General features: G+C 69.7%; 13 protein-coding genes and 1 pseudogene. 10 read left to right on the top strand and 4 right to left on the bottom strand.

Annotation, left to right across the window (positions count from 1 at the left end):
• Positions 1–3: 3 nt before the first annotated feature.
• The 6 genes from ACG10_RS20055 (at position 4) to ACG10_RS20030 (ending at position 12,255) form a co-directional block, all read left to right on the top strand.
• The gene (locus tag ACG10_RS20055; protein WP_039806735.1) at positions 4–546 is read left to right on the top strand and encodes a chemotaxis protein CheW; all 543 of its coding nucleotides are present in this window, start codon (positions 4–6) and stop codon (positions 544–546) included.
• A gap of 185 nt (positions 547–731) precedes the next feature.
• Entirely contained in the window at positions 732–2,780 is a 2,049-nt protein-coding gene (locus ACG10_RS20050; protein WP_039806733.1) for a methyl-accepting chemotaxis protein, read from the top strand.
• A gap of 79 nt (positions 2,781–2,859) precedes the next feature.
• Positions 2,860–3,729, top strand: a complete 870-nt coding sequence (locus ACG10_RS20045; RefSeq protein ID WP_377802449.1) for a CheR family methyltransferase — start codon at positions 2,860–2,862, stop codon at positions 3,727–3,729.
• A gap of 21 nt (positions 3,730–3,750) precedes the next feature.
• The gene (locus ACG10_RS20040; RefSeq protein WP_089169558.1) at positions 3,751–10,734 is read left to right on the top strand and encodes a hybrid sensor histidine kinase/response regulator; all 6,984 of its coding nucleotides are present in this window, start codon (positions 3,751–3,753) and stop codon (positions 10,732–10,734) included.
• Complete coding sequence (locus tag ACG10_RS20035; protein ID WP_089169557.1) at positions 10,731–11,741, top strand: chemotaxis protein CheB; 1,011 nt, start codon at positions 10,731–10,733, stop codon at positions 11,739–11,741. Before ACG10_RS20040 ends, ACG10_RS20035 begins: the two co-directional genes overlap by 4 nt.
• A 43-nt stretch (positions 11,742–11,784) precedes the next feature.
• The gene (locus ACG10_RS20030; RefSeq protein WP_089169556.1) at positions 11,785–12,255 is read left to right on the top strand and encodes a chemotaxis protein CheW; all 471 of its coding nucleotides are present in this window, start codon (positions 11,785–11,787) and stop codon (positions 12,253–12,255) included.
• 12 nt (positions 12,256–12,267) lie between these two features.
• Here ACG10_RS20030 and ACG10_RS20025 read toward each other — a convergent pair whose 3' ends face one another.
• Both ACG10_RS20025 and ACG10_RS20020 read right to left on the bottom strand, forming a co-directional pair.
• Positions 12,268–12,987, bottom strand: coding sequence for a 16S rRNA (uracil(1498)-N(3))-methyltransferase (locus tag ACG10_RS20025; RefSeq protein ID WP_089169555.1), 720 nt, complete (start codon positions 12,985–12,987; stop codon positions 12,268–12,270).
• A 111-nt stretch (positions 12,988–13,098) separates the two neighbouring features.
• On the bottom strand, positions 13,099–14,505 hold the full coding sequence (locus tag ACG10_RS20020) for an adenosylmethionine--8-amino-7-oxononanoate transaminase (RefSeq protein ID WP_089169554.1): 1,407 nt from the start codon (positions 14,503–14,505) through the stop codon (positions 13,099–13,101).
• 158 nt (positions 14,506–14,663) lie between these two features.
• Between ACG10_RS20020 and ACG10_RS20015 the strand changes: the two are divergent.
• The 4 genes and pseudogenes from ACG10_RS20015 to ACG10_RS20000 form a co-directional block, all read left to right on the top strand.
• Positions 14,664–16,160, top strand: a pseudogene (locus ACG10_RS20015) (flavin monoamine oxidase family protein); the annotation flags it as partial.
• Between the two features lie 164 nt (positions 16,161–16,324).
• On the top strand, positions 16,325–16,879 hold the full coding sequence (locus tag ACG10_RS20010; RefSeq protein WP_089169552.1) for a cytochrome b: 555 nt from the start codon (positions 16,325–16,327) through the stop codon (positions 16,877–16,879).
• A gap of 14 nt (positions 16,880–16,893) precedes the next feature.
• Positions 16,894–17,472 carry a YceI family protein gene (locus ACG10_RS20005; RefSeq protein WP_089169551.1) on the top strand — a complete coding sequence of 193 codons (579 nt, stop codon included), beginning with the start codon at positions 16,894–16,896 and terminating at the stop codon, positions 17,470–17,472.
• 146 nt (positions 17,473–17,618) lie between these two features.
• Positions 17,619–18,080, top strand: a complete 462-nt coding sequence (locus tag ACG10_RS20000; RefSeq protein ID WP_157731491.1) for a hypothetical protein — start codon at positions 17,619–17,621, stop codon at positions 18,078–18,080.
• Positions 18,081–18,269: 189 nt separating this feature from the next.
• Here the strand turns inward: ACG10_RS20000 and ACG10_RS19995 are convergent, their stop codons facing one another.
• Together ACG10_RS19995 and metF are read right to left on the bottom strand one after the other, a co-directional pair.
• Positions 18,270–20,057 carry a DEAD/DEAH box helicase gene (locus tag ACG10_RS19995; RefSeq protein ID WP_157731490.1) on the bottom strand — a complete coding sequence of 596 codons (1,788 nt, stop codon included), beginning with the start codon at positions 20,055–20,057 and terminating at the stop codon, positions 18,270–18,272.
• Positions 20,058–20,263: 206 nt separating this feature from the next.
• Positions 20,264–21,109, bottom strand: a complete 846-nt coding sequence (gene metF / locus ACG10_RS19990; protein WP_089169549.1) for a methylenetetrahydrofolate reductase [NAD(P)H] — start codon at positions 21,107–21,109, stop codon at positions 20,264–20,266.
• Positions 21,110–21,243 lie beyond the last annotated feature (134 nt).

Here is a 21,243-nt window from a genome sequence, read left to right as displayed (position 1 = left end):
CGGATGTCGCCTGCAGAAACGCCCTTCCAACTCCTGCTCGAGATCGATCGGCGTTGCCGTTCGCTGGCTGCCGTGCTGCCTGCCCAGCAGGAGACGACCCAGACCTGGAGCGGCATCGGTTTCCGCATGGGCGAGCGGCTGTTCATCGCCTCCATGGGCGAGGTGAGCGAGGTGCTGCACGAGCCGCGCTACACCCCGCTGCCCGGGGTGAAGAGCTGGGTCCGGGGGGTGGCCAACGTGCGCGGGCGCCTGCTGCCGATCATGGACCTGTGCGAGTTCTTCGGCCGCGAGGCGGCAGCCCAGCGCAAGCAGCGGCGGGTACTGGTGGTGGATTGCCAGGAGGTGTTCGCCGGACTGATCGTCGACGAGGTCTTCGGCCTGCAGCACTTTCCGGTGGAAACCTTCGCCGAGCGGCTGCCGCCCCTGGAGGCGGCGATCCAGCCATTCATTCTCGGCGTGTTCCAGTGCGCGCAGCCCTGGCTGGTGTTCAGTCCGCACGCGCTGGCACGGGATGCCGGCTTTCTCGATGTGGCGTCGCGGCACTGAGCCGAACGCCCCGTCCGTTTCCGAACAAACCGGGACCCGGCTGGACGGGGTCCCGGGCGGCAGGGTGCGCAACCTTGCCTTCAATGGCGCTCCTGGCGGGCGCCACTTAATGTCGGGTCGGCCGCTGGCCGGCTCATCGGCGGTACAGGGGACCGTCGTTCTGCAGGGTAAGACAGGGGGGGAGCATGCAAAAACACAACACGGACTCTTTATGGGCGACCCTGCGCAGCAGTGCATGGCTGGCCGGATTCTTCGTGATCCTGATCGTTTCCATCATTCTGCTGTTCGCCATCTTCACCTACCTCAACACCCAGGCGGTCAACGACCAACAATACATCGCCCACGCCGGCGAATTGCGCGTCCTGTCCCAGCGCATCGCCACCAATGCCGGTGAGGCGGCTGCAGGCAACGGGCCGGCCTTCGCCCTGCTCAAGGAGTCCAGCATGGACTTCGAGCAGCGCTGGAGCGTCCTGAAGAATGGCGACGAGGAAGCCGGTCTGCCGCCGGCGCCCTTCTCGGTGCAGGAGACGATGGATGCGGTACAGGCCGACTGGGATACCCTGAAAACCAACAGTGCCGCCATTCTCGCCAGCCAGAAGGCCATCCTGTCCATGCATACGGTGGCGGCGACCCTGACCGAAACCGTGCCGCAGCTGCAGGACGAGTTCGAGAAGGTGGTCGAGAGCCTGGTGGCCAGCGGTGCTCCGGCCTCCCAGGTGGCGCTGGCCCAGCGCCAGGCGCTGCTGGCCGAGCGGATTCTCGCCGCGGTGAAGATGGTGCTCGAGGGCGGCAAGGGCGCGATCGAGGCCGCCAACCGCTTCAGCAACGATACCGGCGAGTTCGGTCTCGTGCTCAACGGCATGCGCCACGGCAATCCGGCCCGAGGCATCGGCAAGGTCAGCGATCCCAAGGTGCTCGAGCGTCTGGCCGGGATCACCGAGCTGTTCCAGTTCGTCACCGGCTCGGTGGACGAGATTCTCGAAGCTTCGCCGGAGCTGCTTCAGGTGCATGAGTCGCTCGATGCCGTCTTCGCCGTTGCGCAGACCCTGCTGGACAAGTCCAAGACCCTGGCCCTCAGCCTGGAAGGCCTGGCCGACGAGCGCGAGCTGACCTCCGTGGCCGGCTATGTGCTGGTCATCCTGATGGTGGCGGCCATCGTCATGATCGCTCTGGTCATGGTGCAGGGTACCCGCCAGCGCCTGCTGGAAACCGCGGAGAAGAACGAGCGCAACCAGGCCGCGATCCTGCGGCTGCTCGACGAGATCGCCGACCTCGCCGACGGCGACCTGACCGTGGCGGCGACCGTGACTGAGGACTTCACCGGCGCCATCGCCGACTCCATCAACTACTCCATCGACCAGCTGCGCGATCTGGTGGCGACCATCAACCAGACGGCCCAGCAGGTGGCGGGCTCCGCCCAGGAAACCCAGGCGACCGCGATGCACCTGGCCGAGGCCTCCGAGCATCAGGCCCAGGAAATCGCCGGTGCCTCGGCGGCGGTCAACGAGATGGCGGTCTCCATCGACCAGGTATCGGCGAACGCCGCGGAGTCCTCGGCGGTGGCGGAGCGCTCCGTGGCCATCGCCAACAAGGGCAACGAGGTGGTGCACAACACCATCACCGGCATGGACAACATCCGCGAGCAGATCCAGGATACCTCTAAGCGGATCAAGCGCCTCGGCGAGTCGTCTCAGGAGATCGGCGACATCGTCAGCCTGATCAACGACATCGCCGACCAGACCAACATCCTCGCCCTGAACGCCGCGATCCAGGCGGCCATGGCCGGCGATGCGGGCCGCGGCTTCGCGGTGGTGGCCGACGAGGTGCAGCGCCTCGCCGAACGCTCCTCGGCGGCGACCAAGCAGATCGAGGCGCTGGTGAAGACCATCCAGACCGATACCAACGAGGCGGTGATCTCCATGGAGCAGACCACCACCGAGGTGGTCCGCGGTGCCCGCCTGGCGCAGGACGCCGGGGTCGCCCTGGAAGAGATCGAGAAGGTGTCCAAGACCCTCGCCGCGCTGATCCAGAACATTTCCAACGCGGCGCGCCAGCAGGCCTCCTCGGCCGGCCACATCTCCAACACCATGTTCGTGATCCAGGAGATCACCTCGCAGACCTCCGCCGGTACCAGCGCCACCGCCATGAGCATCGGCAACCTGGCCAAGCTGGCCAGCGAGATGCGCAAGTCGGTATCCGGTTTCACCCTGCCGGAAACCGCAGACACGCTCTGAGCCGCCAACCGGCTCCGGACCGACAAAGAGGCGGTGGCCCCGCGTGGGCCGCCGGGTGCGCATGAACGAGATTCGGGCTATACAGCCAGGAAACGCCTGGGCGATGAAACCCTCGGCGGAGTTGTCCGCGGCCGAGTTCCATGACTGGCAGCGCCTGCTCGAGCAACGCTGCGGCCTGGTGCTCGACGAGCAGCGCCGGCGCTTCCTGCAGATCGGCCTGAGCGCCCGCATGGGCGAGCTGGGCCTGAGCGATTACGCCAGCTACTACCGGCGGGTCGTCGACGGGCCGCGCGGCGCGCTGGAGTGGCTGCAGCTGCTGGATCGCCTGACCGTCCAGGAAACCTGCTTCTTCCGCCACGCCCCCTCGTTCGCACTGCTCGAGCGCTATCTGCGCGCTCGTCTGGCCGAGGAGGGGGTACAGCGCCCCTGGGCCTTCTGGAGCGTCGGCTGCTCCACGGGTGAGGAGCCCTACTCGCTGGCCATCACCGCCATGGAGGTCCTGGGCAGCGAGATCGCGGCGCCGGCCGAGCGCTTCGGCGTCACGGCCACCGACATCAGCCGCAGCGCCCTGGAGAAGCTGGGCCGCGGGCTGTATCCGGCGGCCAAGCTGGCGCGCCTGGAGGCGGCGCTGCGCGAGCGTTATTTCATCGCCCAGCCGGACGGGCGCTACAGGATCCTGCCGGGGCTGGCGTCGCGCGTGTGCGGCACCCGGCTCAACGTGCTGGACCTGGCCAAGGCGCCGATGTCGGGCATGGACGTCATTTTCTGCCAGAACCTGCTGATCTACTTTCGTCGCTGGCGCCGCCGCGAGATCCTCAACCGGCTGGCCGAGCGGCTGGCACCGGGCGGTCTCCTGGTGGTGGGAGTGGGCGAGGTGGGCGGTTGGCAGCATCCGGACCTGGTGCCGGTGGCCGACCCTCGGGCACTGGCCTTCACCCGCAGGGGGTAGTTCACGTTGACTGGAGTCGCTATGGGTGATCGGCACGATTATGTCGCCCTGGAATGGGTCAAGGGCGAGATCGCGGAGACCCTGAAACAGGCCCGGCATGCCCTGGAAGCCTTTGTCGAGAGCCCGCAGGATCTGTCGCGGATACGCTTCTGCCTGGCCTATATCCACCAGGTGCAGGGTACCCTGCAGATGGTCGAGTTCTATGGCGCGGCACTGCTCGCCGAGGAGATGGAGCAGCTCGCCCAGGCCATGCTGGACGACCGCACGAGCAACCGCGGCGAGGCGCTGGAAGTGCTGATGCAGGCGATCCTGCAACTGCCGGTCTACCTCGAGCGGATCCAGACGGCGCGCCGCGACCTGCCGCTGGTGGTGCTGCCGCTGCTCAACGACCTGCGCGTCGCCCGCGGCGAAGGCCTGCTCTCGGAAAACAGCCTGTTCGCGCCGGATCTCGGCGGCCCGGCGCCGCTGTCGGAGACGGCCCTGGCCGCGCTGCGCACCCCGGAAACCGCGGTCCTGCTGCGCAAGCTGCGGCAGATGCTGCAGCTGGCGCTGGTCGGGGTCATCCGCGACCAGGACGCGGCCACCAATCTGGGCTACCTGGCGAAGGTCTTCGCCCGTCTGGAAAGCCTGTGCCGCAACGCGCCGCTCGGTCCCCTGTGGGAAATCGCCGCCGCGCTGGTCGAGGGCCTGGGCGACGGCAGCGTGAGCCTTGGCGGCGCGTTGCGCGATCTGCTGCGCCAGGTCGAGAAGGAGCTGAAACGGCTGGTGGAGCAGGGCGTCGACGGCATCAACCAGCCGGCGCCGGAGGAGCTGCTCAGAGGCCTGTTGTTCTACGCCGCCAAGGCCCCGGTCGGCGGTGCTCGTCTGCAGGCGCTGAAAGCGCGTTACCGGCTCGACGAGCTGCTGCCCGACAGCGGCGTGGTCGACGAGGAGCGCGCGCGCCTGGCCGGCCCGGACCGCGACGCGATGCGTTCGGTGGTCGCTGCTCTCTGCGAGGAGCTGGTGCGGGTCAAGGACAGCCTCGACCTCTTCGTGCGCAGCGACCGCCGCCAGCTCGCCGAGCTGGAGTCCCTGCTGCCGCCGCTCAAGCAGGTCGGCGATACCCTCGGGGTGCTCGGTTTCGGCCAGCCGCGCAAGATCGTCGTCGACCAGCTCGAGGCGATCCGCGGCCTGGCCCGTGGCCAGCGGACACCGGACGACGCCGTGCTGATGGATGTCGCCGGGGCGCTGCTGTACGTCGAGGCGACCCTCGCCGGCATGGTCGGCACGGCCGAGGAGCGCAGCCGCGAGGAGAGCCTGCTGCCGACCACCGACGTGGCGCAGATCCACCAGATGGTGATCAAGGAGGCGCGCACCGGCCTGGAGCAGGCCAAGGACGCGATCATCGAGTTCATCGCCTCGCAGTGGAACCACGAACATCTGCAGCGCGTGCCGCTGCTGCTGACCCAGGTCCGCGGCGGACTGTCGATGATTCCCCTGGCCCGCGCGAGCGCACTGATCGACGGCTGCAACCGCTATATCCAGGAGCAGCTGCTGGTCGGCCGGGTGGTGCCGGACTGGCAGAGCCTGGATACCCTGGCCGATGCCATCACCGGCATCGAGTACTACCTCGAGCGCCTGAGCGAGGACCACGGCAGCGCCAGCGAGCGGCTGCTCGACGTGGCCGAGGAAAGCCTGGCCAGCCTCGGCTATCCGCTGGCGGAAAAGCCCTCGATCCTCGACCGCGACACCGCGGCACCCGCCCGCGTCGCCGCCCCGGCCGCGGGCGAGGCGGTGGCTGCACAAGCCGCTCCCGCAGCCACTCCCGCGCCGGACGCTGCAGACGAGCCGGCGTCCGTCCAGGCCGATCTCCCGGCCGCGCCGCTGGTCGAGCCTGCCGGCGCGGCGCCGGAAACGCCTGTGCCGGCCGCCCCGCCTGCAGCCGGATTCCTGCCGCCGGCCGGAGACGCGCAGGTCCCGGCGCCGGCCGAAGAGGCCGAGGCGCAACCGAGTCTGGCCGAGGTCCTGGCCGCCCCCGTGCAGGCGATCAATCCGCCGGCCGGCGAGGTGCCGCCGAGCCTGCTGCCGCCGCCGGCCGACGAGGCACCGGTGGACGAGGACCTGCTGGAGGTGTTCATCGAGGAAGCCGGCGAAGTGCTGGAAACCCTCGGCGAATATTTCCCGCAATGGTGCGCCGACACTTCCGACAAGGAGGCGCTGGTCGAGGTCCGCCGTGCCTTCCACACCTTCAAGGGCAGCGGGCGCATGGTGCGGGCGCTGATCATCGGCGAGCTGGCCTGGTCCATCGAGAACCTGCTCAACCGCGTGCTCGACCGCAGCATCCAGCCGGGCGCTGCGGTGCGGCAGGTGGTGGCCGAGGTGCTGGCGCTGATGCCGGCGCTGGTCGAGGAGTTCGCCGCCAAGGCCCAGCGCCAGCGCGACGATGTCGATCGCCTGGCGGCCGCCGCCCATGCCCTGGCCCTCGGCGAGGAGCCGGCGGCGCCCGCCGGGGCCGAGCCTGCCGTGCTGCTGCCATCGGCCGATGAGGCTGGCGACGAGCTCGACGCGCAGCTGCTGGAAATCTTCCGCAACGAGGCGGCCGTCCACCTGCAGACCCTCGACCGCTTCCTCGCCGCCTGCGCCCGGGAGCTGCCGCAGGGCGTCACCGACGACCTGCAGCGCGCCCTGCACACCCTCAAAGGCAGCGCGCACATGGCCGGCCTCCTGCCGATCGCGGAGATCGCCATGCCGCTGGAGCGGCTGGTCAAGGAATACAAGACCAATCTGATTCTCATCGATCTGGCCGAGGTCGAACTGCTGCAGCGCGCCGCACAGCTGCTGCGGCGCGGCCTGGATCAGCTGGACAGCCAGCCGCTGGCGCCCATCGACGGCAGCGTGGCATTTCTTGCCGAAGTCAGGCGGCTGCACCAGGAGCGCCTCGAAGCGGCCAAGGAGGGCTGGCAGGACGACAGCGGCAACGTGCGCGATCCCCGACAGATCGGCCGCTTCCTCGCCGAGGACATGGACACCCTGCTGGATGCCGAGGATCTGCTGCGCCACTGGCGGGCCCAGCCGGCCCAGGCGCCGGAACTCGCCGCGCTGCTCGGCGAGCTGGAGGCCCTCGGCGCCGGCGCGCGGCAGGCCGAATTGGCCCAGATCGACGCGCTCTGCCAGGCCCTGCTGGCCCTGTACGGTGCCGTGCAGGCCGGCCACCTGAGCCTCGGCGAGCGCTTCTTCGATGAGGCCGAAGCCGCCCACGAGGCCTTGATCGGCATGCTCGATCAGGTCGCCGCCGCCCTGGAAGTGACCCCGCAGCCCGAGCGGGTGGCCGCCCTGCAGGCCCTGCTCGACGAGACGGCAGCGCCGCAGCCGCTGGCGCTGGAGGAGGGCGACGCGGAGCGCTCCGCGGCCGACCTGCCCAGGTCCGAGCCGGAACTCGCCGAACCGACGCCCGCGCAGCCCGAGCCGGCTATCGCGGAGCCGCTCGAGGTCCTGCCGGTCGAGACGCCCGAGCTGGCGGCTGCCGTGCCGGAGAGCGAAGCGTCCATCCCGGCGCTGTACGAGCTGGATCTTGCTGAGCTGGATGCATCCGAAGCCGCCGCGGAACTCGCCGAACCGTCGCCCGCGCAGCCCGAGCCGGCTGCTGCTGAGCCGCTCGAGGTCCTGCCGGTCGAGACGCCCGAGCTGGCGGTTGCCGTGCCGGAGAGCGGGGCCGTCATCCCGGCGCTTCAGCCGCTGGAGCTCGCCGCGCCGGAACTGCCCCCGCTGGAGCCGGCCGAGCCGTCCATCGCCGAGCCTGCGCCTGGGCAGCCCGAGCCGCTTGCCGCGCAGCCGTCCGCCCGGCCGCCGGAGGTCGCGGAACCGGCCCCGGCAGTGCTCGCAGCGGCTGCGGTGACGCCCGGGATCCTGCCGGGCGACGGCGAGGTGGACGACGAGCTCGCCGCGCTGTTCCTCGAGGAGGCGCTCGATCTGCTGGAAAGCTCCGCCCGGACGCTGCAGCGCTGGCTGCGCCAGCCGGAGGACAGTCTGGCGCTGACCGCCCTGCTGCGCGACCTGCATACCCTCAAGGGCGGTGCGCGGATGGCCGGCATCGCGCCGATCGCCGATCTCGCCCATGAGCTGGAAGACCTCTACGAGGACCTGCTGGAACAGGCCCGTCCGGATCTGGCCGGCCTCGGCGCACTGCTCGAGCGCAGTCACGACAGGCTGGCGCAGCTCGTCGAGCAACTGCAGGCCAGGCTGCCGCTGGGCGATCCACAGGATCTGGTCCAGGCCCTGCAAGGCTGGCGCCGGCAAGCCGCGGCGCTCAGTCCCGAGACCCGGGGCATGCGAGCCGGAGCGCTGGAGCCGGTCGCCCTCGAGGCATTCGGCGAGGCGCTGTCGTTCGCCGAATCCTTCGACCTTGCGGCGGACGTGCCGCCGTTCGACAGGCCGCTGCTCGACTTCTCCACGGGGCGGGACGCGCCGCTTGGGGCCGCTGCGGAGCCGGGCCCGGTCCAGGCCTTCCTCGCGCCGGAGTGCGATCCCGAGCTGGTGGAGATCTTCCTCGAAGAGGGCTTCGACATCCTCGAGAGCGCCGGTGCGGCCCTGCAGCGCTGGCTGGCCAAGGCCGCCGACCGCACTGCCCTGGAAGCCCTGCAGCGCGACCTGCATACCCTCAAGGGCGGCGCGCGGATGGCCGGGATTGGCGAGATCGGCGATCTCGCCCACGAACTGGAGTTCCTCTACGAAGGGCTCGGCAATGGCCGGCTGGAAGCCGGTCCGGCCCTCGCCGGACTGCTGCAGGCCTGCCATGACCGCCTCGCCGTGATGCTCGAGGCGCTGCGCAAGCGGCGTCCGCTGCAGGACGGCGAGGCGCTGATCGCGGCGATCCGCGACTGGTGCACCGGCATCCAGGCGCCGGAAGCCGCCGCTACCGCGGTCCAGGCCGAACCGGCGTCCGCTGCCGCGCCGCAGCCGCTCATGCCGGAGATTGCCGAAGCGCAGCCCGAGGCCGTCGCGGCACCGCCCGCGGAACCCGTGCCGGCCGCTGCGGCGCCGTTGACCTTGCCGGGCGGCCCGCTGCTCGCCGCCAGCGAGGTTGCCGCCGGCGCCACTGCGAGCAAGAGCCTGCCGTTCGTGCAGCGGGCCGCCGAGGCTGCGCGGGAAGCCGCCGCCCAGCGCGCCCCGCAGGAAATGGTCCGGGTTCCGGCGGAGCTGCTCGAGAGCCTGGTCAACCTGGCCGGGGAAACCTCGATCTTCCGCGGCCGGGTCGAGCAGCAGGTGAGCGACATCGGTTTCACCCTGGCCGAGATGGAGTCGACCATCGAGCGGGTGCGCGACCAGCTGCGCCGGCTCGACACCGAGACCCAGGCGCAGATCCTCAGCCGCTACCAGGCCGAGGCCGAGCGGGCTGGCTACGAGGACTTCGATCCGCTGGAGATGGACCGCCACTCGCAGCTGCAGCAACTGTCGCGGGCGCTGTTCGAGTCGGCCTCCGACCTGCTCGACCTCAAGGAAACCCTGGCGGCGCGCAGCCGCGATGCCGAGACCCTGCTGCTGCAGCAGGCGCGGGTCAACACCGAACTGCAGGAAGGCCTGATGCGCACCCGCATGGTGCCCTTCGAGCGCCTGCTGCCGCGCCTGCGCCGGGTGGTCCGGCAGGTCGCCGGCGAGCTGGACAAGCCGGTGGAGTTCAGCGTCGGCAACGCCGAGGGGGAAATGGACCGCAGCGTGCTGGAGCGCATCGTCGCGCCGCTGGAGCACATGCTGCGCAACGCCATCGACCACGGCATCGAGCCGGCCGAGGTGCGCCGCGCCGCCGGCAAGCCGGAGCAGGGCACCATCCGCCTGGAGTTGCTGCGCGAGGGCGGCGACATCCTGCTCACCCTGGCTGACGACGGCGGCGGCATCCGTCTCGATGCGGTGCGCCGCAAGGCCGTCGAGCGCGGCCTGATGAAGCCCAACGCGCAACTGTCCGACCATGAGGTGCTGCAGTTCATCCTCGAGGCGGGCTTCTCCACGGCGGACCGGGTCACGCAGATTTCCGGACGTGGCGTCGGCATGGACGTGGTGCACTCGGAGGTCAAGCAGCTCGGCGGCTCGATGAGCATCGAGTCGACCCCGGGCGCCGGAACCCGCTTCCTGATCCGCCTGCCGTTCACCGTGTCGATCAACCGCGCGCTGATGGTGCTCGCCGGCGAGGACCTCTATGCGGTGCCGCTGAACACCATCGAGGGCATCGTGCGGGTAGCGCCCCGCGAGCTGGAGGCGCTCTATGCGCGGCGTGCCGACGGGCCGGCGGAGCAGACGGGCCTGGAGTACGCCGGCAAGCGCTACGAGCTGCGCTATCTCGGCGAGCTGCTGGACAACGGCCAGCAGCCCAGGCTGGCCGGCCAGCACATGCCGCTGCCGGTGATCCTGCTGCGCTCCAGCGAGCAGGCGGTGGCGGTGCAGGTGGACGGCCTGGCCGGTTCCCGCGAGATCGTGGTGAAGAGCCTCGGTCCGCAGTTCGCCGTGGTGCCGGGGATCTCCGGCGCGACCATCCTCGGCGACGGCCGGGTGGTGGTGATTCTCGACCTGCTGGCGACCCTGCGCGAGCGGCTGGCCAGCCTGCAGCCGAGTGTGCCGGTCCTGGCCGAGGCGCCTGCCGAGGCCGAGAAGGAGCGGCCGCTGCTGGTGATGGTGGTGGACGATTCGGTCACCGTGCGCAAGGTCACCGGCCGCCTGCTGGAGCGCCATGGCATGGACTGCATGACCGCCAAGGACGGCGCCGATGCCCTCGCCCAGCTGCAGGAGCGGCGCCCGGACGTCATGCTGCTGGACATCGAGATGCCGCGCATGGACGGCTTCGAGGTGGCCGCCCGGGTGCGTCACGACGAGCGTCTCAAGGACCTGCCGATCATCATGATCACCTCGCGTACCGGGGATAAGCACCGCGACCGCGCGCTCGCCCTCGGCGTCGACGAGTACCTCGGCAAACCCTATCAGGAGGCGCTGCTGCTGGAAAGCATCCGCCGGTTGGTCAGGGAGCCCGAAGCACGATGAGCGCACGCATCGCGGTGATCGCCGACACCTCGCTGCAGCGCCATGTGCTGCAGCAGGCGCTGGTCGGCAACGGCTACGAGGTGGTGCTCAACAGCGACCCGGCGCGCCTCGACGAAGAGGGCCTGGCCGCCTGTGCGGCGGATCTCTGGCTGGTCGATCTGACCCAGCTGGAAGACGCGCCGCTGCTCGACGAACTGCTCGAGACCAGCCAGGTGCCGGTGCTGTTCGGCCAGGGCCAGGCGCCGGAGCGCCATTCGGAACACTATCCGCGCTGGGAGCGGCGGCTGATCGGCAAGCTCAAGCGACTGGTGCGCGACCCGGCCGAGGCGGTCGGGCCGACCCTCGCGGCGCTGCTCGACGAGGGGCAGCGGCCGAGCCGGCTGCCGCTGCCGGCTGCGCTGCGCGAGAGTCCGCTGGCGGCCGGACAGCCGCCCTGTCAGGTCTGGCTGCTGGCGGCCTCCCTGGGCGGCCCGGAGGCGGTCAAAGCGTTCCTCGATGCGCTGCCCGGCGGCCTGCCGGTCGCCTTCGTCTACGCCCAGCACATCGACCCCTCCTTCGAGTCGGCCCTGCCCAGGGCGGTCGGCCGCCACAGCCAGTGGCAGGTCATCCCCGTCCGCCACGGCGAGCGGCTGAGCTGCGGCGAGGTGGTGGTGGCGCCGATCCGCCACGAGCTGGGGTTCGCCGAGGATGGTGCGCTGTCGATCGCCGCGCGTCCCTGGCCGGAACCCTACAGCCCGTCGATCGACCAGATGATGCTCAACCTGGCCCGGCAGTTCGGCCCGCGCTGCGGGGTGATCGCCTTCAGCGGCATGGGCAGCGACGGCACCGCGGCGGCCGCCTACCTGCGCCGGCAGGGCGGGGAGGTCTGGACCCAGCGGGCCAGCAGCTGCGCCTGTTCAAGCATGCCGGACAGCCTGCGCGAAGGTGGCTACAGCCAGTTCAGCGGCACGCCGCGGGAGCTCGCCGAGGCCCTGGTGCAGCGACTGGCCGAGGAGTGCGCCGAATGAGGAAAACTGCCCGCAGCCACGCATCGATCTTGCAGGAGCGTCCATGAATAAAGCCGTAGCCAATCCGACCGGCGTCGACAGCCTTACCGCCCTGCTGCTGCCGCTGGCCGACCGTACCCTGCTGCTGCCCAACGTGGCGGTGGCCGAGATCATTCCCTACCGCGGCGTGCAGACCGCGCCCGACCTGCCGCCCTGGCTGCTCGGGCAGATCGGCTGGCGCGACCTGCGCCTGCCGCTGCTGTCCTTCGAGGCCGCCAGCGGCGGGCCGGCACCGCTTGGCGCGACGCCGCGGGTGGCGGTGTTCAACGCCCTCGGCGGGCGACCCCGGGTGAAGTTCCTGGCCCTGCTGTTGCAGAGCATTCCGCGTGCACTGAAGGTCGACGCCCGGCTGCCGCGCGCCGAGGCCGAGCTGGCGCCGCTGGAGCTGGCGGCGGTGCAGCTGGAGGGCGGTGTGGCGCGGATTCCCGACCTGCAGGCGCTGGAGCAAAAGCTGGCCGACGCCGGACTGATCTAAGCGCGGAAGCGCTCAGAAGTCTCCCCACAACTGCTGGGCCACGCTCAGCGCCGCCACCGGCGCGGTCTCGGTGCGCAGCACCCGCGGGCCGAGGCGGGCGGCCTGGTAGCCGGCGCGCTGCGCCTCCGCCACCTCCGCCTCGGACAGGCCGCCCTCGGGGCCGATCAGGAAGGCCAGCGTGGCCGGCCGGACATGGCTGGTCAGAGGTTCGGCGATCGGATGCAGGACCAGTTTCAGCTCGGCCTCGGTACGTGCCAGCCAGTCGCCGAGCAGCATGGGCGGATGGATCGCCGGAAGCACCGAGCGGCCGCACTGCTCGCAGGCGCTGATGGCGATCTGCTGCCAGTGGGCCAGGCGCTTGTCGGCGCGCTCGTCCTTCAGACGCACCTCGCAGCGCTCGCTGACGATCGGGGTGATGTGCGCCACGCCCAGCTCGGTGGCCTTCTGGATCGCCCAGTCCATCCGTTCGCCGCGCGACAGGCCCTGGCCGAGGTGGATGCGCAGCGGCGATTCGGCCAGGCCGGCGAACTGTTCGCGCAGCTCGACCTGCACGTTTTTCTTGCCCACCTCGACCAGCTCGCCGAGGAACTCCCGGCCGCTGCCGTCGAACAGCTGCACGGCATCGCCGGCGGCGAGTCTGAGCACGCGGCCGATATAGTGGGCCTGGGCTTCCGGCAGCTCATGGCGGCCGGGGGACAGAGGAGCGTCGATGAAGAAACGGGACAGGCGCATGGGCAGGCTTCGAGAGGCGTAAAAAGCGCAAGCTTAACCGCTGGCCGTAGGGCGGGTGCAACCCGCCATTGTGGATCGAGCCTTTGCCATTGGTGGCGGGTTGCACCCGCCCTACCCGGGATCGCGGAACTCGGCAGGTGCGCCGCTTGGCACGGCCACGCTGACCGCCGTGCGGGTGGCGAGGTCGATGCCCTCGCTGGCCACCTCGGCGAGAAAGTCGATCTCGTCCGGCGTGATCACGTAGGGCGGCAGGAAGTACACCACGCTGCCCAGCGGGCGCAGCAGGGCGCCGCGCGACAGGGCATGCTGGTAGACGGCCAGGCCGCGGCGCTCCTGCCAGGGGTAGGGGGTCTTGTCCGCCTTGTCGGCGACCATCTCGATGGCCAGGGCCATGCCGGTCTGGCGCACCTCGGCGACGTGCGGGTGATCGGCGAGATGCGCGGTGGCCTGGGCCATGCGCGCGGCCAGCGGCTTGTTGCGCTCGATGACGTCGTCCTGTTCGAAGATGTCCAGGGTCGCCAGGGCGGCGGCGCAGGCCAGCGGGTTGCCGGTGTAGGTGTGCGAGTGCAGGAAGGCGCGCAGGGTGGCGTAGTCGGCGTAGAACGCCTGGTAGACGGTATCGGTGGTGAGCACCGCGGCCATCGGCAGGTAGCCGCCGGTGAGCGCCTTGGACAGCACCAGAAAATCCGGGGCGATGCCGGCCTGCTCGCAGGCGAACATGCTGCCGGTGCGGCCGAAGCCGACGGCGATCTCGTCGTGGATCAGGTGCACGCCGTAGCGGTCGCAGGCCTCGCGCAGGAGCTTGAGGTACACCGGGTGGTACATGCGCATGCCGCCGGCGCCCTGGATCAGCGGCTCGACGATCACCGCGGCGACCTCGCCGTGATGCTCGGCGAGAGTCTGCTCCATGTGGGCGAACATCGTCCGCGAATGCTCCTCCCAGCTCACCCCCTGCGGGCGCAGGTAGCAGTCCGGGCTCGGCACCTTGAGGGTGTCCAGCAACAGCGGCTTGTAGGTGTCGGTGAACAGCGCCACGTCGCCCACCGACATCGCCGCCACCGTCTCGCCGTGGTAGCTGTTGGTCAGGGTGACGAAGCGCTTCTTCTCCGCCCGGCCGCAGTTGCGCCAGTAATGGAAGCTCATCTTCAGCGCCACCTCGATGCCCGAGGAGCCGTTGTCGGCGTAGAACACGCGATCCAGCCCGGCCGGGGTGACGGCCACCAGGCGCTCGGACAGCTCGATCACCGGCTGATGGCTGAAGCCGGCGAGCATCACGTGCTCCAGGCTTTCCAGCTGTGCCTTGATCCGCGCGTTGATCCGCGGATTGGCATGGCCGAACACGTTGACCCACCAGGAGCTGACCGCATCGAGGTAGCGCTTGCCGTCGAAGTCCTCCAGCCAGACGCCCTCGCCTCGGCGGATCGGGATCAGCGGCAGGCGTTCGTGGTCCTTCATCTGGGTGCAGGGATGCCAGAGCACGGCGAGGTCGCGCTGCATCCAGTCGGCGTTGAGGCTCATGGGGCTCTCCGGGAAACGATCGGCGAGAGCCTAGCAGAGCTGCGCCGCGCTTTGCTGCCTGGCGTCGCTGATGGCTGGCTGCCGGCAGGGCGCTGGCGTATGCTCCGCGCCGCGCACCGCGAGGCTGTGCGTCAACTCATTGATTCGGGGGCGGAAAGATGTTCCGGAGCTGGCTGCGGGTGTCCGCGCTTGTCGGGATGGGGCTGTTCAGCGTGGTGGCGCTGGGCAAGGAGAAACAGCCGACGGCGCTGGTCGTCGGCGGCGGCCTGGCCGGCCTGGCCGCGGCCTGGGAGCTGCAGCGCGACGGCTGGCAGGTCACCCTGCTGGAGGCCCGCGGCAGCGCCGGCGGGCGTTCCGGCCTGGCCGGCGGCGAGTGGATCGGCAGCGCCAGGGTCCAGCCGCTGCTCAATGCCTACCTGACGCACTTCAAACTGAAGACTCAGCCGGCGCCCGAGGCGGTGCGCGGCTCCGGCTACCTGATCGACGGCAGCTATTTCAGCGCCGCCGAGCTGGCGCAGAAGCAGCCGGCCGTCGCCGACGGCCTGAAGCGCTACGAGCAGGCGCTCGACGAACTGGCGGCTTCCATCAAGGACCCGCTCAATCCGGCCGCCGACCGCAAGCTGTTCGCCCTCGACCAGGGCAATGCGGCGCGCTGGCTGGACGAGCTGAAGCTGCCGACCACCGCCCGCCAGCTGGTCAACCAGCGCATCCGCTCGCACTACGACGAGCCGTCGCGCCTGTCGCTGCTCTACCTCGCCCAGCAGGGCCGGGTCTACCGCGGCGTCGACGAGGGCGAGCTGCGCAGCGCCCGCCTGCCCGGCGGCAGCCCGGTGCTGGCGCAGGCCCTGGCCAAGGAGCTGAAGACGGTCAAGACCGGCGTGCGGGTGTCGGCGATCAGCCAGGATCGCGCGGGGGTGACGATCAAGGCCGGGAGCGCCAGCTACAGCGCCGACTACCTGGTGCTGGCAGTGCCGCTGCGGGCCCTCGGGCAGATCCAGTTCACCCCGGCGCTGCCGGAGCGCCACCGCGGTGCGCTGAAGGGCACCAGCTACGGCTGGCGCGACCAGCTGCTGCTGAAGTTCAAGACGCCGGTGTGGGAGAGCAAGGCGCGCATGAGCGGCAACATCTACAGCAACCAAGGCCTCGGCATGCTGTGGATCGAGCCGGCGACCAAGGGCGGCGCCAACGTGCTGGTCAACCTGTCCGGCGACAACGCCCGCCTGCTGCAGGCCTTCGGCGACCGCCAGGTGGCCGACCAGCTGCTGATCCGCCTGCACGAGCACTACCCCAAGGCCCGCGGCGCCTACACCGGCTACGAGATCCGCCGCTACAGCGGCGACAGCGGCCTCGGCGGCGCCTACCTGGCCTACGGGCCGGGGCAGATCAGCCGCTACTGGCGGCTCTGGGAGCAGCCGCTGGAGCGCGTGGCCTTCGCCGGCGAGCATACCGATGCGCTCTATCCGGGCACCCTGGAAGGCGCTCTGCGCAGCGGCAAGCGCGCCGCCGAGCAGTTGCGCGAGCTGCGCGCCGGGCGGCCGGTGCCGGCGCCGCAGATCACCCGGCTGGACCAGCCGGCGGTCGCCCAGACCAAGGTTGCGCCCGTGGCGGAGCCACCGGCCGAGGGCGAGCGCAAGGAAGGCTTCTTCTCCCGGCTGACGCAGCTGTTCCGCTGACGGGCCTACCGGCGCGGTCGCCATGGCCGCGCCGGTACAATCGTTCGACTATCGAACGATTCGATCTTTTAAAGCGAAAATTTCCGCTTTAAATCGATAGATGAGCCGCTAGGCTGTGCACATCCCCAAGCCAAGGAATGTCGCACATGCAATGGCGCAACTCCCCCCTCCGTTTCGGCCTGGTCAGCATCCTGCTGCACTGGGCGGTGGCGCTGACGGTTTTCGGCCTGTTCGGCCTTGGCCTGTGGATGGGCGGCCTGGACTACTACAGCCCCTGGTATCGCAGCGCCCCGGACATCCACAAGAGCGTCGGCATCCTGCTGTTCCTGGTCATGCTGCTGCGCCTCGCCTGGCGCCTGGTCAGCCCGCCGCCGGCGGCCCTGCCCAGCCACGGCCGGCTGACCCGGCTGGGCAGCCGGGCCGGCCACGCCTTGCTCTACCTCGGCCTGTTCGCGCTGATGATCTCCGGCTACCTGATCTCCACCGCCGACGGCCGGCCGATCCCGGTGTTCGGCTGGTTCGAGGTGCCGGCGCTGCTCAGTGGCCTGCCCAACCAGGAAGACCTCGCCGGCGAGGTGCACGAGCTGCTCGCCTGGGCTTTGGTCGGACTCGCCGTCGTGCATGCCCTGGCTGCCCTGAAACACCATTTCATCGACCGTGACGCGACCCTGGCCCGCATGCTCGGCCGCGACATCCGCTAACCAAGGAGAATCCCATGCTCAAGAAGACACTCGCCGCCCTGGCGCTCGGTTCTGCCCTGCTCGGCGCCGGCCAGGCCATGGCCGCCAACTACCTGATCGACAAGGAAGGCCAGCACGCCTTCGTCAACTTCAAGATCAGCCACCTGGGCTACAGCTGGCTGTACGGCACCTTCCGCGATTTTGACGGCCACTTCAGCTTCGACGCCGCCCAGCCCGAGACGAGCAAGATTCAGGTGAAGCTGAAGACCGCCAGCGTCGACTCCAACCATGCCGAGCGCGACAAGCACCTGCGCAGCCCGGATTTCCTCAACGTCGCCAAGCACCCGACCGCGACCTTCGAATCCACCCAGGTCAAGCCCAACGGCAATGGCAGCTTCGACATCCTCGGCAACCTGAGCCTCAACGGCGTGACCAAGCCGGTAGTGATCGCCGCCAGGTTCATCGGCGAGGGCAAGGACCCCTGGGGCGGCTACCGCGCCGGCTTCGAGGGCAGCACCAAGCTGAAGCTGAAGGACTTCGACATCCAGAAGGAGCTCGGCCCGGCCTCCCAGGAGGTGGAGCTGATCCTCTCGGTGGAGGGCGTGCGCCAGTAGGCGACCGCCCGCAAAAGCCGGCACGCAGCCGCAATGCCGCTCGCCCGCGAGGAGCGGCATTGCGCAGGCGCTCTCCCCATGCAAGGCCGGTCTGGCACCCTCGGCGCGTTTGCAGCAGAATGCGCGCGGCCTTCGAGGAGCGAGCCTTGCATCGACAAACCATCATCGCGCTGATGTCGGCCGCCGTGCTGGCGGCCATTGCCGGATGCGCTCCGGACGATTCCGCGTCTCGCGTCGTCACCGTCCTTTCGGACAAATGCTCGCTGGATGCGATCAACGGCAAGGCGGACCCGCTGGTGCGCGTCAAGGCGGGAGTCGTGGAGTTCGCTGGTTGGGCGGTGGACAGCACCACCAACACGGTTCCAGCAACACTTCAGGTATTCCTGAAGGATTCAGGCAGTTTTTCCTATTCCCTCGAAGCTCCCCACAGGATCGACCGCCCCGACGTAGCCGCCGCGTTCAAGCAGGACGGCTTCCTGAAGTCCGGCTTCCTGTTCCAGGCCGACCTGTCCTCCCTCAAGCCGGGCGCCTATGCCCTGTCCCTGAAGATGCCGGACGACGGCCGCCTGGTCACCTGCCCGGTCAAGAAGAACATCGTCATCGATTGAGCCGTGAGTGGCTTGCCGACCGAAAAAAGCCGACGCGAACAGACTGGATGAAAACCGGGCCGTTGCCCGTTTTCAGGATCTGCCAAGGACCCAAAAGCAAACGCCCCGAGCACGTCGGGGCGTTTGTTCAAGCCGCTGCAGCGTGTTTTCCACGGTCTGGCGTTTTGTGAACGGAGGAGGGTGTCCGCCTCACTCCTCGCGGTTGCGCGTCAGCAGTGCCGGCTTCTCGCTGCGCGGGCGGCGTTCCGTCAGCTGGTCGAGCTGTTCCGCGGTGGGGAAGCGGTCGCTTTTCGACTCCTTGTGCAGGATCAGCGGCTGCCGCTCCGGCTTGCGCGGCGCTTCCTCGCGGGGCTGCTCGCTGCGGTAGGCTGGTACCGGAGCGCGGCGCGGCTGGCCGGAGCCCTGGCCCTGGCGCTTCGGAGCGCGCGGGCCCTGGTTCTGAGCCGGGCCGCGGTTGGCGCCGGCCGTCTGGCCGGGCGCGCCGGGACGGCGGCCGCGCTGCTGCTTGTTCTGGTAGGGGCTGACGTAGTCGGCGCGGTTGCCGAAGTTGTCGATCTCGTCGTCGAGGAACTCCTCGGGATCGCGATTCGGCGGCAGGTTGGGGGCCATCGCCTGGCGGGCAGGCTGCTCCTTGGCCTTCTGCGCCGGCCGGTTCGGCTGGCCGCCGCCCTTGGCCTGCTGGGGCCGCTCCTTGCCGCGGGCCTTTTCCGCGGTTTTCTCCCGGGGTTTTTCCTGCCCCTTGTCCTTGCCCTTGTCCTTGCGACCGGCGCTGCCGGCGTTGCGCGGCGGGTGCGGCTCGCGGACCTCGGGCTTCTCCGCCTCGACGGCGCTGATGTCGAAGCCCGCCCAGTCGCCCTGCGGGATGCTCTGGCGAGTCATGCGCTCGATCGACTTGAGCAGCTTCTCCTCGTCCGGCGCGACCAGCGAGATCGCCTCGCCGCTGCGCCCGGCGCGGCCGGTGCGGCCGATGCGGTGGACATAGTCCTCCTCGACGTTGGGCAGTTCGAAGTTGACCACATGGGGCAACTGGTCGATGTCCAGGCCGCGGGCGGCGATGTCGGTGGCCACCAGCAGGCGGATGGCACCGCTCTTGAAGTCGGCCAGGGCCTTGGTGCGGGCGTTCTGGCTCTTGTTGCCGTGGATCGCTGCAGCCGGCAGGCCGTGCTTGTCGAGGTATTCGGCGAGGCGGTTGGCGCCGTGCTTGGTGCGAGTGAACACCAGCACCTGCTCCCAGGCGCCCTGGGTGACCAGGTGGGCGAGCAGGGCGCGCTTGTGGCTGGCCGGCAGACGGAAGACGCGCTGCTCGATGCGTTCCACCGTGGTGTTCGGCGGCGTCACCTCGATGCGTTCGGGATCGTGCAGCAGCTTGTTGGTGAGGTTGATGATGTCCTGGGAGAAGGTCGCCGAGAACAGCAGGTTCTGCCGCTTCGCTGGAAGCCGGGCGAGGACCTTCTTCACGTCGTGGATGAAGCCCATGTCGAGCATGCGGTCGGCTTCGTCGAGCACCAGGATCTCCACGTGGGAGAGGTCGACGCTACCCTGGCCGACCAGGTCGAGCAGGCGTCCGGGACAGGCCACCAGCACGTCGACGCCGCGGGACAGGGCCTGGACCTGCGGATTCATGCCAACCCCGCCGAAGATGCAGGCGCTGACCAGTTTCAGGTCGCGGGCGTAGAGCTTGAAGCTGTCGTGCACCTGGGCGGCCAGTTCGCGGGTCGGGGTCAGCACCAGCACGCGGGCCTGGCGCGGGCCGTGGCGGTGCTCCTTGTCGGGATGGCCGCCGGGGAACAGTCGTTCGAGTACGGGAAGGGCGAAGCCGCCGGTCTTGCCGGTGCCGGTCTGGGCGGCAACCATCAGATCGCGGCCCTGCAACACGGCGGGGATGGCCCGCTGTTGCACGGGAGTGGGCTGGGCATAGCCGGCGGCCTCGACGGCGCGGACCAATGCCTCGGAGAGCCCGAGGGAAGCAAAGGACATGGGAAATCCTGTCTGGTTAGGGCGGGGCCCGAAGGTACGAACGTGCCGGGCGCGAATCACGCGAGAGGGCGTGACCCCGACCGGTCTTGCTGGGCCTGCGTGGGCCGAGCAGCCGGGCGCAAGCCTGGCGGAAGCTGGGAGTATATCAGAGCCGCGCGCTCGGGAAGTGTGCCCGCCGCCGCGCGGTGCGGCGACGGGCAGGCGCCTCAGCGCGGCAGTCCGAGGTTGTTCCAGATCGCCAGGCTGGGTTCGGCCTGGTTCAGGGTGTAGAAGTGCAGGCCCGGCGCGCCGCCGTCGAGCAGCTTCTCGCACATCTGGGTCACCACCTGCTCGCCGAAGGCCTGGATGCTCTCCAGGTCGTCGCCGTAGGCCTCCAGCTGCTTGCGCACCCAGCGCGGCAGTTCCGCGCCGCAGGCGTCGGAGAAGCGCGCCAGCTTGCTGTAGTTGGTGATCGGCATGATGCCCGGGACGATCGGCTGTTCCACACCGAGCTTGCGCACCCGCTCGACGAAGTGGAAGTAGCTGTCGGCGTTGAAGAAGTACTGGGTGATCGCGCTGTTCGCCCCGGCCTGCATCTTGGCGGCGAAGTGGCGGAGGTCGTCCTCGAAGTTGCGCGCCTGGGGGTGCATCTCCGGGTAGGCGGCGACCTCGATGTGGAAGTGCTCGCCGGTTTCCGCACGGATGAATTCCACCAGGTCGCTGGCGTGGCGCAGCTCGCCGCTGGCCATGCCCATGCCCGAGGGCAGGTCGCCGCGCAGGGCGACGATGCGGCGGATGCCGGCGTCCTGGTAGGTGTTCAGCAGGCTGCGCAGTTCGGCCTTGCTGTCGCCGACGCAGGACAGGTGCGGCGCGGTCGGCACCTTCACCTCGCCGTCCAGCTGCAGCACGGTGTTGAGGGTACGGTCGCGGGTCGAGCCGCCGGCGCCGTAGGTGCAGGAGAAGAAATCGGGGTCGTAGCCGGCCAGCTGGCGGGCCACGGTCATCAGTTTTTCGTGCCCGGCCTCGGTCTTGGTCGGGAAGAATTCGAAGCTGTAGCGGCGTTCCTGGGACATGGATAGGGTCCTTGAATGCGTAGGGAGGGCTGGCCGCAACGCGGCGTAACCCGCCAGGGATGCCGGCAGGCATCCCCATTACCGGCCCGATGGCCGGTCGGTGGGTTACGGCCTGCGGCCTAACCCACCCTACG

Origin of the sequence: Azotobacter chroococcum (assembly GCF_002220155.1) — a bacterium.
Classification (GTDB): Bacteria; Pseudomonadota; Gammaproteobacteria; order Pseudomonadales; family Pseudomonadaceae; genus Azotobacter; species Azotobacter chroococcum.
Note: the sequence above shows the minus strand (reverse complement) of the source record. Positions and strands in the feature narration are given on the sequence as shown.